Source organism: Rhizobium sp. BT04 (assembly GCF_030053135.1).
Classification (GTDB): domain Bacteria; phylum Pseudomonadota; class Alphaproteobacteria; order Rhizobiales; family Rhizobiaceae; genus Rhizobium; species Rhizobium binxianense.
In genome coordinates, this window is the sequence record NZ_CP125652.1 from 3202632 (window position 1) to 3215498 (window position 12867).

Here is a 12867-nt window from a genome sequence, read left to right on the forward strand (position 1 = left end):
TCAGGTCTTTCAGCTTTTGGCGCCGGCAAGCGGCAGCCAGGAATGAACTTTGAACGGGGCGCCGCGCGTCTCCTCGACGAAGACGGCAAGGCCGGAAATCGAAAGCGGCCGGCCGGTGAAATCGGCAAAACGCTCGGTCAGAATCGCTTTCATCACCTCGGCGCGTGTCTCGGGCACTTGCCCGCTCAGCGTCATGTGGAAGCCGAAATCCTCCATGACGTAAGGATAACCCCAGCGCTGCAGATTGGCGCGCTGGCTGTCGCTGAGCTTCTCCGGGTTGCGCCGCGCGACATCGGCCGGAGAAAGCGCTGCGCGGAACGGCTCGAAGGACTTTACCACCTTCGCGGCGAAATCCTGAAGAGGTTGATGAAGAGAAGAGGGAACGAGGGCAAAAAAACGGCCGAGCTGGCCGAGCACCAGCTCGGGAATCTCGAAGGCGGGGGTGCGCGCGGCAAACTCCTCGGCAACCGTCAGGAGATCCTTCTCGGTGACGGAGGCCGCGAGCGAAAATGGCGCCTTGATCGTCGCATGAAAGCCGTAGCGGCGCGGATCGGCGGTCAGCTCGAACTGCTCCGCCTGGCCGAGCCGCTCATGGTCCGGTGCGGCGTAGGTCTCACCGCTGAAGGCATCGCGGCCGAGCCAGAGCGAGGCCGCGCCGACGAGGGGATCATCCTTCGGCGGCGAGAAATAGAGAGCGTAGCGCAAGGCTTTTATCCTGGGGATCGTCGAAACGGGGAGCGCAATGTGCAGTGATTTGGCGGCGAACCGCAAGCAGGTTCCGGCTAAAAGATTTCCGTGACAGAATGATGATGACGACGCCGCCATCGCCTTTTGTCCGGCGGATCAGTGCGCTTTCGTGCCCATCAGCCGATGACGCAGCGCGTTCGAGGCGGCGTCGAAAAGGAAGACGACGATGAGGATCAGAATGACCATGTAAGCGACGTTTTCCCAGTTGGCATTGGTGCGCATGGCCTCCCAGAGTTTGAGGCCGATGCCGCCCGCGCCGACGGCGCCGATGATGGTCGCGCCGCGCACGTTGGATTCCCATTGGTAGAGCGTCTGGCTGACGATGACGGGAACAATCTGCGGCATAATGCCGTAACGATGGACGAGCACGGTCTCAGCGCCGGTCGATTTGACGCCCTCCCGCGGCTTGTTGTCGATGTTTTCGAGCCCTTCGGCATAGAGCTTGCCGAGTGTGCCCGTTTCGGTGAGGAAGATCGCGCCGCTGCCGGCAAGCGGGCCGGGACCGAAGGCGCGCGTCAGGAACAGCGCCCAGATCAGCATGTCGACCGAGCGCAGGAAATCGAAGAAGCGCTTCAGCACCTGGTTCAGGAAGCGGTTCGGCGTGATGTTGCGCGCTGCCATGAAGGCGAGCGGGAAGGCGGCGAGCGAGCCGAGCAAAGTTCCGAGGAACGCCATGACGATCGTCTGGAAAAGCTTGGTCCAGACGTCGCCGTGCTGCCATTCGCTGTTGTTCCAGATGTCGTCGAAGGCGAGCGACAGGTTGGATTGGTCGGGCTTGATGCGCGGGCCGGAGACGATGAGGCTGATAACCTCGCCGACCGGCTTGTCGAAGAAGGACGATTGCGTATCGAAGATGAAATTCGCCCAGCCGATAAAACGCTTGCGGATTTTCACCCTGTCGACGGAAATGCTGACATTGCCGGCAAAGCCGAGATCGGCGAGCACGTTGTCGTCATAAACCGTCATCCAGCCGGGCACCGGCCCGACGACTTTCGGCGTGCCGCTCGAAACGTCGACGGGGACGCTGACGCCGTGCGCGGTGACGATCGTCTCGCTCTTCGAGACGGTGACGGTGCGGCTGGTGCCGCTGATCGAAACGGTGATGCTGCCGTCGGGATTGTGGACCAGCCAGGCCGGGTGCGGATTGTCGCCGAGCGGCGAGAAACGCGGATAGCGGATGTCGATCGAACCGTCATCCCCAATGCGGAGTTCCGGCTGAACGTCGTAACTCACCCATTGGCTGAGATAGATGCCGACACGCTCCCAATGGGCTTCGGCAAAGAGCTTGGGCAGATCGAAGAACCAGACGGCGTAGAAGCCGTAGAGCAGTGTGGCGATGACGACCATCAGCCCGCCGAAACGCTGGCGGAACGACCGGTGGAAATATTCCGGATAGCGCATTTCGATCTCATGCATGCGGTTGGCGTCGATCACCGACATGGCGGCCTCAATGTTGCAGGAGGAAGGCATGATCGCCGACGAGCCGGCGGCGCAGCCATGCAGAGAATTGGTCGACGGCGACGATCGTCACGAACAGCAGCAGAACGAGCGCCATCGTCTTGGCGCCGAAGCCGCGCGAGATCGAAAGTTTCAGTTCCTCGCCGATACCGCCGCCGCCCACAGCGCCGATGATGGTCGAGGCGCGCACGTTGATCTCGAGGCGCAGCAGCGCGTAGGAGGTGAAATTCGGCAGCACCTGCGGCAGGGCGCCGAAGCGCACGCGTTCCCACCAGTTGGCGCCGACGGCTTTCATGCCCTCATCGGGCTTCATGTCGATATTCTCGGCCACTTCATAGAAGAGTTTACCGAGCGCCCCGATCGTGTGCAGGGTGATGGCAATGATGGCGGCGACCGGCCCGATCGAAAGGATCGCCGAAAACAGGCCGGCAATGACGATCTCGGGGAAGGCGCGCAGGAATTCCATCAGCCGCTTGGTGAAGATGCGCAGCGGCCATGAATTCGTCAGGTTGCGGGCGGCAAAGAAGCTCAAGGGAACGGCTAAGACGAAGGCGACGATCGTCGAGATCAGCGCCACGTTGATCGTGACGATCATCAGCTCGAAATATTCGGGAATGTAGAAGGCGCCCCAGACATAGACGCGGCCCCTGTCGAAATTGAATTCCTCGCCGCCTCTGTCGTTCACGCTCGCTATGTCGAACAGCGCGCGCCAGACGTCGTTCCAATCCTTGGGGATGAGCCAGCTCAGGAAATCGAAGAGATGCGGCAGGCGCTCGAAGAAATGGCCGGCATTGCTCTCGTCGGCGAAGCGGACGGAACTGACGAAAGCCGCAATGAGGATAACCAGGCCGAGAACCGTGTAGAAGCGGCGCTTGGCGACCATCCGGTCCCAGGCCGTAGCGATCTCCTGCGTGCTCTGCATGTGCGGCTGTGTATCGGCAATAGTCATCAACGCCTCGCCTACTTCATAATTCTATCCTCAAATCGAGATCGATTTGAGGATAGAATTATGCAGCAATTCAAAGTGCTACAGCGTCCTTTGCGCGTCTTACGAGACGCGCGGCGCTGTAGTCACTAAGAAAAGGGCGGCCGTTTCCGACCGCCCCGCATTCCGGAAAGCCGATCAGCCGCCGATAGCAGCTTTGCGAACTTCAACGACGGCGTTGTAGAAGTCGTGCTTGACGGGCGAATAGCCCTTGTAGTCGCCGCCTTCGACAGCCGCGAAGCACTTGTGATCCTTCTCCGGCAGAGCCGTGAAGAAGGCTGCAAGCTTCTTCTGCCAGTCCTGGCCGAGAGCGTTGCGAACGACGAGCGGGCCGTTCGGGATCAGCGGCGAGCGCCAAACTTCAACGAGCTTGTTCGGGTCGACGGCGCCCTTGTCCACTTCCTTGCGGAAGGTGCCGGAGGTGTAGCCATCCTTGAAATCGCCGAGGCCCGAGCTGTCGTCGACGGCGACGTCGACCTTGCCGTCATAAGCGGCAAGCAGGTTGTTCTCGTGACCGCCGTTGAACTGCGTCGAAGCGAAGAACTTGTCGTTCGGCATGCCCGTGTCCTTCGGGATCTGCGTCAGCGGAACGAGATAGCCGGAGGTGGAGTCTGGATCGGCGTAGCCGAGCTTCTTGCCCTTGGCGTCCTTGATGGACTTGATGCCGGATGATTTCAGCGCGAGGCCGATCGAGTAGTAGCCCGTCGAGCCGTCCTTCTGCTGCGTCGTCAGGATCGGCGTGACAGCCTTCGGATCCTTGATGTAGACGGCTGCGTAGCCGGAAGCGCCGAGTTCGGCGAAGTCGAGCGTGCCGCCGAGCAGGCCCTGGATGACGCCGTCATAATCGGCGGCCGGGAAGAGCGAAACCTTCTCGAAGCCGAACTCCTGCTTCAGGTGGTCGGCAAGGCAGGCGTAATTGCGCAGGCGGTCGGTTTCATTTTCGCCGCCGAGGATGCCGATGCGGAATTCCTTGAGATCTGCAGCATGGCCGGCGCCGGCGAGCGCGAAGAGCGCCGTTGCCGCAAAGAGTGCTTTCTTCAACATGTTCTCTCCTATTGACCGGTGTCCCCGGCCTTCCCGTTACGAAGAAGTGTGCCCTTGACGCGGGCGCTCGATCGCGGCCGTCTCTAAAGACCGGCCAGCGCCAGCGGTTGGGTGCCGGCGGATTGATTGTCTGCCCGCTCGGGGGCGATATTGATCGATGTCGAGGTCACCGTTTCGTCGATGCCGGCGCCGTCCTTATCCGTCCCGTAGATTTCCTTCACCGCTTCGGCCGTCAATTCCGTGGGCTTGCCGTCGAAGACGACGCGGCCGCCGGCCATGCCGACGATGCGCTCACAATAATTGCGGGCGGTATCGAGCGTGTGGAGGTTGGTGATGACGGTGATGCCCTCGCGCTCGTTGATATCGCGCAGCGCATCCATGACGATCTTGGCGTTCAACGGGTCGAGTGAGGCGATCGGTTCGTCGGCGAGCACCATCTTCGGGTTCTGCATCAGCGCGCGGGCGATTGCTACGCGCTGCTGCTGGCCACCGGACAGCGTGCCGGCCGGCTGCAGCGCCGTCTGCTCGATGCCGAGGCGTTCCAGCGCCGCGATGGCATGCACGCGCTCCTCGCGGGTGAAGATGTTGAGCAGGCTCATCAGCGTCGAGCGGTGATTGAGGCGGCCGAGCATGACATTTGTGAGAACATCTAGGCGCGGCACCAGGTTGAACTGCTGGAAGATCATCGCGCAGTCGCGCTGCCAGTTGCGCAGCGCCCGGCCGCGAAGCCCAGAGACCTCGACGCCGGCGAAGTGAATGGAGCCGGAGCTCGGCTCCTGCAAGCGGTTGATCATGCGCAGCAGCGTCGACTTGCCGGCGCCGGAGCGGCCGATGATGCCGACCATCTGGCCCTGGGGAATGTCGAGCGTGACGGCATCGACGGCGAGCTTTTTTCCGAACCGACGTGTGACATTCTTCAGCTCGAACATCATGCTCTTCCCTTGCGATCCAGGCCTTGATCAGCATCGCATTAGTCCCGCTTGATGAACCTCGCATGTCATATTTGTGTAAGTCTTGTCACAATTCTCCGCCCCTATATCGAGGGTTTAGCCACTATAGCGGGACAGGAAATCTTCCGCGCTCAGGTTGCGGAAATCCTGCAGCGCCTGACGCAACCGCTCGTGCTCCCAGTCCCACCAGGCAAGCCTGTCCATCCGCTCGCCGATCTCTTTCGGAAAGCGCTCGCGGATGAGTTTGCCCGGCACGCCGCCGACGATCGTGTAGGATGCAACGTCCTTGGACACGACGGCGCCGGCCCCGATCACCGCGCCGTTGCCGACGCTGACGCCGGGCAAGATGGTCGCCCCATGGCCGATCCAGACGTCGTTGCCGATCGTCACGCGGTTTGCGCGCCGCCAGGCGAAGAAGTCCGTCTCCATGTCGCCGTCCGGCCAGTAGTCGGCGGCGCGATAGGTGAAATGATGCAGCGTCGCGCGCCAGGTCGGATGGTTTGTGGCATTGATGCGCACGGCGGCGGCGATATTGACGAATTTGCCGATCGTCGCACACCAGACGGAGCCGTCCTGCATGATGTAGGAATAATCGCCGAAGGCGGCCTCGCTGATGCGGCAGCGTTCCGAGACCTCCGTATAGCGTCCGAAGGTGGAGTCGCTGACGGAGGCCGTCTCATGAAAATAGGGCTCGATACCAAGCTTGCGGCTCATGCAGCGATCTTTCTGGGTGAGAATTGCTGGACGTCGAGGATGCGGTCGGCGACGGCTTCGCGCACCTCTTCGTCGTGGAAGATGCCGAGAAGGGCCACCCCTGCCGTTTTCTTTTCCGCGATCATGCCGACGACGACGGCACGGTTCCTGGCATCGAGCGAGGCTGTGGGTTCGTCGAGAAGCAGGATCGTGTGTTCGGTGATGAAGCCGCGGGCGATGTTGACACGTTGCTGCTCGCCGCCGGAGAAGGTCGCGGGCGGAAGCTGCCAGAGCGCTTCCGGCAGATTGAGCCGGGCCAGCAGGGCGCCCGCTTTTTCTCGTGCCGTGGCGGCTTCTTCGCCGCGCGCCACGAGCGGTTCGGCGACCACGTCGATCGCCGCCACGCGCGGCACGGTGCGCAGGAACTGGCTGACATAGCCGAGCGTATGGCGCCGCACGTTGAGCACGGTGCGCGGATCGGCAGAGGCCAGATCGACGATACGCCCGTCGTGGCGGATCAGGATCTGGCCGGTGTCGACGGCATAATTGCCGTAGATCATCTTCAGCAGCGAGCTCTTGCCGATGCCCGAGGGGCCGCCGAGCACGACGCATTCGCCTGCTGCGACCGAAAAGGCGACATCGGAGACGACGGGCAGTTTGATGCCGTCGCGCAGATGCATGGTGAAGCTCTTCGAGACTTCGGAAACGACGAGGGGCGTTGGCATGAATGTCTTCTTCCTTGTTTCGGGCCTCAAACCTGCAGGATCGAGGAGACGAGCAACTGCGTGTAAGGTTCTCTGGGATCGTCGAGCACCCGGTCGGTGAGGCCGTGCTCGATGATGTAGCCGTCCTTCATCACCATCATCCGGTGCGAGAGCAGGCGGGCGACGGCGAGATCGTGGGTGACGATGATGGCCGAGAGGCCGAGATCGTTGACGAGGCCGCGCACGAGATCGAGCAGGCGCGCCTGCACCGAGACGTCGAGGCCGCCTGTGGGTTCGTCCATGAAGACGAGGCGCGGGCCGGTGACGAGGTTGCGGGCGATCTGCAGGCGCTGGCGCATGCCGCCGGAAAAGGCGCGCGGCTGGTCGTCGATGCGGTCGGCGTCGATCTCGACGCGTTCCAGCCAGTCGATCGCCGAGGCGCGGATCTTGCCGTAGTGCCGGTCGCCGATCGCCATCAGCCGTTCACCGACATTGGCGCCGGCCGAGACCGCCATGCGCAGGCCGTCGGCCGGGTTCTGGTGCACGAAACCCCAGTCGGTGCGCATCAGGAAGCGCCGTTCGGCCTCGTTCATGCGGTAGAGATCACGGTAGCTGCCGTCGCGCATGTGGTATTCGACGCTGCCGGTCGTCGGCATCAGCCGGGTGGAGATGCAGTTCAGCAGCGTCGTCTTGCCCGAACCGGATTCGCCGACGATGGCCAGCACTTCACCGGGCCAGAGCTCGAAGGAGATGTTCCGGCAGCCAATGCGGTTGCCGTAGAATTTCGAAACGTCATGGACTTTGAGAAGCGGTGTGTCGGTCATTCTGCAGCCTCCCGGGCCAGCATTTCGCCGGCATGCCCCTGTGCGCGGCGGTCTTCGCAATGGTCGGTATCGGAGCAGACGAACATGCGCCCGCCCTTGTCGTCGAGAATGACCTCGTCGAGGTAGACCTCCTCTGCGCCGCAAAGGGCGCAGGGTTTGCCGAAGCGCTGGATTTCGAAGGGATGGTCTTCAAAGTCCAGGCTGACGACATCGGTATAGGGCGGCACCGCGTAGATGCGCTTTTCGCGGCCGGCGCCGAAAAGCTGCAGCGCTTCCGACCTGTGCATCTTCGGATTGTCGAACTTCGGTGTCGGCGAGGGATCCATGACGTAGCGGCCATGCACCTTGACGGGATAGGCATAGGTCGTGGCGATGCGGCCGTTATGGGCGATGTCCTCGTAGAGCTTCACATGCATCAGGCCGTATTCCTCGAGCGCATGCATCTTGCGGGTCTCGGTCTCGCGCGGTTCGAGGAAGCGCAGCGGTTCCGGGATTGGCACCTGATAGACGAGCACCTGGCCGGCTCCGAGCTTTTCCTCGGGGATGCGGTGGCGCGTCTGGATGATCGTCGCCTCGCTGGTATGGGTGGTCACCGCGACATTGGCGACCTTCTGGAAGAAAGCGCGGATCGAAACGGCGTTGGTCGTATCGTCGGCACCCTGATCGATGACCTTCAGCACGTCGTCAGGCCCGATGATCGAGGCCGTCACCTGCACGCCGCCGGTGCCCCAGCCATAGGGCATCGGCATTTCGCGCGAGGCGAAGGGCACCTGGTAGCCCGGAATGGCGATCGCCTTCAGGATGGCGCGGCGGATCATCCGCTTGGTCTGTTCGTCGAGATAGGCGAAGTTGTAGCTGGCCAGATCGCTCATTCGGCGGCTTCCTTCATGTCTTCGCCGCCGTTGCGGGCGGCTTCGAATTCACGGCGCATGCGGCGGACGAGATCGAGTTCGGCCTGGAAGTCCACATAATGCGGCAGCTTCAGGTGCTCGACGAAGCCTGTCGCCTGGACGTTGTCGGAATGCGAGATGACGAATTCCTCGTCCTGGGCCGGCGCGGTGATATCCTCGCCGAGCTCTTCGGCGCGTAGCGCCCGATCGACGAGCGACATCGCCATCGCCTTGCGCTCGCTCTGGCCGAACACCAGGCCGTAGCCGCGGGTAAATTGCGGCGGTGCCTTGGCCGAACCCTTGAACTGGTTGACCATCTGGCACTCGGTGATCTGGATTGTGCCGAGCGAGACGGTGAAACCGAGTTCCGGCACGTCGAATTCCACCTCGACGTCACCGATGCGGATTTCGCCGGTGAAGGGGTGGTTGCGGCCATAGCCGCGCTGGGTGGAATAACCGAGCGCCAGCAGGAAACCTTCGTCGCCGCGGGCAAGCGCCTGCAGGCGCAGATCCCGGGTCATCGGAAATTCCATCGGCTCGCGGGTCAGATCGCCGATCTGGTGATCCTCCGGCATGTCGCCGTCGGCTTCGATCAGGCCTTCCTCGCCGAGGATCTCGGAGACGCGCATGACGCGGCCGGTCTCGGCCGGACGCTGGGCCGGCGTCTCGACCGCCTCGTCCTGAAGCAGCGAGGGATCGAGCAGGCGGTGGGTATAGTCGAAGGTAGGCCCGAGCAGCTGTCCGCCCGGCAGATCTTTGTAGGTCGCCGAGATGCGGCGTTCGATCGTCATATCAGCCGTGTCGAGCGGCTTGGAATAGCCGAAGCGCGGCAGCGTCGTGCGGTAGGCGCGCAGCAGGAAGATGGCTTCGATCATATCGCCGCGCGATTGGCGCACGGCAAGCGCCGCGAGCGTGCGGTCGAAAAGCGAAGCCTCGGCCATCACGCGGTCGACGGCGAGCGCCAACTGCGCCACGATCTGGTCGATGCCGATCGCCGGCAGCGAACGGTCGCCGCGACGGCGGTCGGCGAGCAGCCGATGGGCATTGGCGATGGCGGCCTCGCCACCTTTGACGGCAACATACATGAGCTCAGATCTCCGTTGCTGTGATCTTGGTGGTGCGCGGCAGGCAGAGGAAATGTTTGCCCGCCGTCAGCACGATGTCGATGCCGCGCGGAAAGAGCGCGCGGTTCTCGGTCCAGAGCCTGAGGAAAGTTTCCGGCAGACCGACGGGGGCGATCTCCGTCACGCTCTGGATGCCCGGACCCATCAGCGCCAGCCTGCGGCCGCCCTCAAGATCGGCGAGTTCGATGACGACGGTCGTCGAGCGGTCGGGATATTCCTGCGTGCCGGACGCAAACAGACCGAAAGAGGAAAGGGCGGTGCCGGCCTCGGTGAAGGCAAAGCGCGCCTCGGCCTTTTCGGTGGTCAGCGGCGCACCGGTGTGGAAGCCGAGCCACTCCGGCACGGCCGATTTCGCCAGTCCCTGGGAAAGCCAGACTGATGTGTCGTGGTCGCAAAGCGTCAGCGCGATCGCGCCGGCGGCGATGCCGAGCGGCGCCGGCGGCGCGGCATCGGGCTGAACGGTCTGGATCGTGCCGGGGCGCGCCATGCCGTCCATCAGCATCTTGAAGACGCTCTGGGCGTGGAAAACCGGCTCGGCAAAGCCGCCGGTCAGCGCTTCTGTCTTCAGGCCCATCAGTTGTCTCCCCGCACCATGGTGAAGAAATCGACGCGGGTCGCCGCCGTCTCGTCGGCCTTGCGGCGTTCGGCATCGGCGATCCGTCCAGCGATCGGCAAAAGCAGTGCCTGTTCGACGAAATCTTTTGTCGCCTCCTCCTGCCAGAGCGCGTCGAAGACCGCCGCAAGCCGGGCCTTCTCACGGTCGGTGCCGAGTGCCTGCGCATGGCCGACCGAGCCGGAATCCAGCCGAACCGTCGCCCGTGTCACCGTCACTTCGCCAAGATTGAAGGGCGCGCCGCCGCCGCCGATGCGCCCCCGCACCATCACCAGCCCGGTCTCCGGCCCGCGCACCGGATGCGCCGCAGGCTTTTGCGGCAACGCGTCCCAGACCGCCTGGAGTTCGCTGCGTTCCGCGCGCGCCAGCAGATCGGCGGCGCGCTTGCGCCCGGATGCCGTCTGTGACGCAGCGTCTTTCCTGTCCGCTGAGATCATCGCTGCTTCCTCTCAAATGTCTATTGATATAGACAACCATACAAGATATGCCTACGCTTAAATCGATGTCGTGACAAGCGTGTGACGTCGTCGGTTTGAAATGGCAGGACGGGGCGAATGGCGGGATTGAAACAGGTGCAAAGGCAGACTGGCGTGGCGCTCTGGCGCCAGATCGCCGACCGGATTCGCGAGGCGATCAGCAGCGGAGCCTATGACGAAACAGCCATGGTGCCGCCGGAAACGATCCTGGCGCAGCAATTCGGCGTCAACCGGCATACGGTGCGCAGCGCTTTGGCGGCGCTGGCGCAGGAGGGAATCGTGCGTGCGGTACAAGGTCGCGGCACGCTGATCGAGCGCAAGGAGCGGCTGAATTTCCCGATCACAAAGCGTACGCGCTTCAGCGCCGGCATCGGCGATCAGGCGCGTGAGATGCGCGGCCTTCTGCTCGATGAGGCGAAGGAGGAAGCAAGTTCCGAGATTGCCCGCTGGCTGGGCCTGAAGTCGGGAGAAGAGGTGATCCGGCTGGAAACCCTGCGCCATGCCGACAGGCGGCCGGTTTCAAAGGCGACGAGCTGGTTTCCCGCCATCCGCTTCGCCGGGATCGGTCAAGCCTACCGGAAGCATGAATCGATCACCAAGGCTTTCGCCGAACTCGGCCTGTCGGACTATATCAGAGCGACCACCGAGGTGACGGCCGCTCATGCGAGTGCCGCCGACATGGCCGACCTCGAACTCACCCCCGGCGCGATCCTGCTGATTACCAAGGCGATGAATACCGATCTTGACGGCGTGCCGGTACAATATTCGATCAGCCGCTTTGCGGCCGACCGGGTGCAGTTCACGATCGAGAACTGAGGCCCAGAATTGGAAGGCGTGCCAGCCGATTCCAGTGGCACGCCGTACCGAATTCAGTGCGCGCCGGACATGTCGCCGAGCACTTCCTTGGAGGCGACGGTGGAATCCGCCTTCAGCTTGTAGACCATCGGCACACCGGTCGCGAGGTTGAGGGCGAGCACGCCTTCTTTGCTCAGCTTGTCGAGCACCATGACAAGCGAGCGCAGCGAATTGCCGTGTGCGGCAACTAGCACCTTTTCGCCCCTGAGCACGCGCGGCAGGATTTCGGTGAGGTAATAGGGCCAGACGCGGGCGCCGGTGTCGCGCAGGCTTTCGCCGCCCGGAGGCGGCACGTCATAGGAGCGGCGCCAGACATGCACCTGTTCCTCGCCCCATTTGGCGCGCGCATCGTCCTTGTTGAGGCCGGAGAGATCGCCATAGTCGCGCTCGTTCAGCGCCTGGTCGCGGATCGTCTGGAGATCGGGCTGGCCGACCTTGTCGAGGACGAGCTTCAAGGTGTGCTGCGCGCGCACCAGCGCCGAGGTGTAAGCGACGTCGAATTTGATCCCGTATTCGGCCAGCGCCTCACCCCCGGCCTTGGCTTCCTGAATTCCGAGTTCGGTCAGATCGGGATCCTTCCAGCCGGTGAAGAGATTCTTCAGGTTCCAGTCACTCTGGCCGTGGCGAACGAGGACGAGGGTACCGCTCATGAATATGCCTCCGTAGTATCGTTATTGGGAAGAAAGCCCGAGCACGTCGAGCATGGAATAGAGACCCGGCTTCTTGTCGCGCGCCCAAAGGGCCGCCTTGATGGCGCCGCGCGCAAAGATCGAGCGGTCGGCCGCACTGTGCGACAGCGTGACGATTTCGCCTTCTCCCGCAAAAAGCACCGAATGCTCGCCAATGACGGAACCGCCGCGCAGCGTCGCAAAGCCGATCGTGCCCGCCTCGCGGGCGCCGGTATGGCCGTCGCGCACCCTGACCGATTTCGAGGCGAGTTCGATGCCGCGCCCCTTGGCCGCGGCCTCGCCGAACAGAAGGGCGGTGCCGGAAGGCGCATCCACCTTGTGCTTGTGGTGCATTTCCAGGATCTCGATATCCCAGTCGGCCGGCTCGAGCGCCCGTGCCGCCTGCTCGGCGAGCACGCTGAGCAGATTGACCCCGAGGCTCATATTGCCCGACTTGACGACGCGGGCGTGGCGGGCGGCGGCGGCGATCTTCGCGTTGTCCTCTGCCGAACAGCCGGTCGTGCCGATCACATGTACGATGCGCGCCTGCGCGGCGAGGCCCGAGAATTCCACGGTTGCGGCAGGCGAGGTGAAGTCGAGCACGCCTTCGGCATCGAGAAAGGCGTTGAGCGGATCGTCGCCGATAATGACGCCGGTCGGGCCGAGACCGGCGATCTCGCCGGCATCCTTGCCGATAAAGGGCGAGCCGGTGCGTTCGACCGCGGCATGCAGCCTCACGCCGTCGATCGAATGGATGAGCCGGATCAGCGTCTGCCCCATGCGCCCTGCCGCGCCGACCACCACCAGTTTCATCGCAGCATCGCTCATCTCAGTCT

At 63.2% G+C, this 12867-nt stretch carries 15 protein-coding genes; 1 reads left to right on the top strand and 14 read right to left on the bottom strand.

The features are described from left to right. Nucleotides 1-9 precede the first annotated feature (9 nt). From QMO82_RS23775 to phnG, 12 genes are all read right to left on the bottom strand, one after another. Complete coding sequence (locus QMO82_RS23775; protein ID WP_183609992.1) at nucleotides 10-705, bottom strand: DUF1045 domain-containing protein; 696 nt, start codon at nucleotides 703-705, stop codon at nucleotides 10-12. A 138-nt stretch (nucleotides 706-843) separates the two neighbouring features. Next, a complete protein-coding gene (gene phnE, locus QMO82_RS23780; RefSeq protein ID WP_183609993.1) occupies nucleotides 844-2187 on the bottom strand; it encodes a phosphonate ABC transporter, permease protein PhnE in 1344 nt (447 codons plus the stop codon). A 7-nt stretch (nucleotides 2188-2194) separates the two neighbouring features. Beyond that, nucleotides 2195-3154: a phosphonate ABC transporter, permease protein PhnE gene (phnE, locus tag QMO82_RS23785; RefSeq protein WP_183609994.1), complete on the bottom strand. Its 960-nt coding sequence runs from the start codon at nucleotides 3152-3154 to the stop codon at nucleotides 2195-2197. 174 nt (nucleotides 3155-3328) lie between these two features. Beyond that, entirely contained in the window at nucleotides 3329-4234 is a 906-nt protein-coding gene (gene phnD, locus QMO82_RS23790) for a phosphonate ABC transporter substrate-binding protein (protein WP_183609995.1), read from the bottom strand. Between the two features lie 83 nt (nucleotides 4235-4317). Continuing rightward, complete coding sequence (phnC, locus tag QMO82_RS23795; RefSeq protein ID WP_183609996.1) at nucleotides 4318-5163, bottom strand: phosphonate ABC transporter ATP-binding protein; 846 nt, start codon at nucleotides 5161-5163, stop codon at nucleotides 4318-4320. 117 nt (nucleotides 5164-5280) lie between these two features. Further along, entirely contained in the window at nucleotides 5281-5898 is a 618-nt protein-coding gene (locus tag QMO82_RS23800; protein WP_183609997.1) for a DapH/DapD/GlmU-related protein, read from the bottom strand. Beyond that, nucleotides 5895-6602 carry a phosphonate C-P lyase system protein PhnL gene (gene phnL, locus QMO82_RS23805; RefSeq protein ID WP_183609998.1) on the bottom strand — a complete coding sequence of 236 codons (708 nt, stop codon included), beginning with the start codon at nucleotides 6600-6602 and terminating at the stop codon, nucleotides 5895-5897. The genes QMO82_RS23800 and phnL overlap by 4 nt, the downstream gene beginning before the upstream one ends. 26 nt (nucleotides 6603-6628) lie before the next feature. After that, a complete protein-coding gene (gene phnK / locus QMO82_RS23810) occupies nucleotides 6629-7405 on the bottom strand; it encodes a phosphonate C-P lyase system protein PhnK (RefSeq protein WP_183609999.1) in 777 nt (258 codons plus the stop codon). Continuing rightward, complete coding sequence (locus QMO82_RS23815) at nucleotides 7402-8277, bottom strand: alpha-D-ribose 1-methylphosphonate 5-phosphate C-P-lyase PhnJ (protein WP_183610000.1); 876 nt, start codon at nucleotides 8275-8277, stop codon at nucleotides 7402-7404. The genes phnK and QMO82_RS23815 overlap by 4 nt, the downstream gene beginning before the upstream one ends. Then, nucleotides 8274-9380 (bottom strand): carbon-phosphorus lyase complex subunit PhnI, encoded by a 1107-nt coding sequence (locus QMO82_RS23820; RefSeq protein ID WP_183610001.1) that lies wholly within the window; start codon nucleotides 9378-9380, stop codon nucleotides 8274-8276. Before QMO82_RS23820 ends, QMO82_RS23815 begins: the two co-directional genes overlap by 4 nt. Nucleotides 9381-9384: 4 nt before the next feature. Then, nucleotides 9385-9993 (bottom strand): phosphonate C-P lyase system protein PhnH, encoded by a 609-nt coding sequence (gene phnH, locus QMO82_RS23825; RefSeq protein WP_183610002.1) that lies wholly within the window; start codon nucleotides 9991-9993, stop codon nucleotides 9385-9387. Next, nucleotides 9993-10469, bottom strand: a complete 477-nt coding sequence (gene phnG, locus QMO82_RS23830) for a phosphonate C-P lyase system protein PhnG (protein ID WP_183610003.1) — start codon at nucleotides 10467-10469, stop codon at nucleotides 9993-9995. Before phnG ends, phnH begins: the two co-directional genes overlap by 1 nt. Nucleotides 10470-10586: 117 nt before the next feature. Here phnG and phnF point away from each other — a divergent pair, with 117 nt between their 5' ends. Then, complete coding sequence (phnF, locus tag QMO82_RS23835) at nucleotides 10587-11324, top strand: phosphonate metabolism transcriptional regulator PhnF (protein ID WP_183610004.1); 738 nt, start codon at nucleotides 10587-10589, stop codon at nucleotides 11322-11324. A 53-nt stretch (nucleotides 11325-11377) separates the two neighbouring features. Here the strand turns inward: phnF and QMO82_RS23840 are convergent, their stop codons facing one another. Both QMO82_RS23840 and dapB read right to left on the bottom strand, forming a co-directional pair. Next, entirely contained in the window at nucleotides 11378-12013 is a 636-nt protein-coding gene (locus QMO82_RS23840; protein ID WP_097617197.1) for a 2,3-bisphosphoglycerate-dependent phosphoglycerate mutase, read from the bottom strand. Between the two features lie 21 nt (nucleotides 12014-12034). Continuing rightward, entirely contained in the window at nucleotides 12035-12859 is an 825-nt protein-coding gene (dapB, locus tag QMO82_RS23845) for a 4-hydroxy-tetrahydrodipicolinate reductase (RefSeq protein WP_183610005.1), read from the bottom strand. Nucleotides 12860-12867: the final 8 nt, after the last annotated feature.

Excerpts from the sequence above, each read along its gene's own strand:
- phnE (WP_183609993.1), bottom strand. The coding sequence starts at position 2,187 with ATGTCGGTGATCGACGCCAACCGCATGCATGAGATCGAAATGCGCTAT.
- phnE (WP_183609994.1), bottom strand. The coding sequence starts at position 3,154 with ATGACTATTGCCGATACACAGCCGCACATGCAGAGCACGCAGGAGATC.
- phnD (WP_183609995.1), bottom strand. The coding sequence starts at position 4,234 with ATGTTGAAGAAAGCACTCTTTGCGGCAACGGCGCTCTTCGCGCTCGCC.
- phnC (WP_183609996.1), bottom strand. The coding sequence starts at position 5,163 with ATGTTCGAGCTGAAGAATGTCACACGTCGGTTCGGAAAAAAGCTCGCC.
- QMO82_RS23800 (WP_183609997.1), bottom strand. The coding sequence starts at position 5,898 with ATGAGCCGCAAGCTTGGTATCGAGCCCTATTTTCATGAGACGGCCTCC.
- phnL (WP_183609998.1), bottom strand. The coding sequence starts at position 6,602 with ATGCCAACGCCCCTCGTCGTTTCCGAAGTCTCGAAGAGCTTCACCATG.
- phnK (WP_183609999.1), bottom strand. The coding sequence starts at position 7,405 with ATGACCGACACACCGCTTCTCAAAGTCCATGACGTTTCGAAATTCTAC.
- QMO82_RS23815 (WP_183610000.1), bottom strand. The coding sequence starts at position 8,277 with ATGAGCGATCTGGCCAGCTACAACTTCGCCTATCTCGACGAACAGACC.
- QMO82_RS23820 (WP_183610001.1), bottom strand. The coding sequence starts at position 9,380 with ATGTATGTTGCCGTCAAAGGTGGCGAGGCCGCCATCGCCAATGCCCAT.
- phnH (WP_183610002.1), bottom strand. The coding sequence starts at position 9,993 with ATGGGCCTGAAGACAGAAGCGCTGACCGGCGGCTTTGCCGAGCCGGTT.
- phnG (WP_183610003.1), bottom strand. The coding sequence starts at position 10,469 with ATGATCTCAGCGGACAGGAAAGACGCTGCGTCACAGACGGCATCCGGG.
- phnF (WP_183610004.1), top strand. The coding sequence starts at position 10,587 with ATGGCGGGATTGAAACAGGTGCAAAGGCAGACTGGCGTGGCGCTCTGG.
- QMO82_RS23840 (WP_097617197.1), bottom strand. The coding sequence starts at position 12,013 with ATGAGCGGTACCCTCGTCCTCGTTCGCCACGGCCAGAGTGACTGGAAC.
- dapB (WP_183610005.1), bottom strand. The coding sequence starts at position 12,859 with ATGAGCGATGCTGCGATGAAACTGGTGGTGGTCGGCGCGGCAGGGCGC.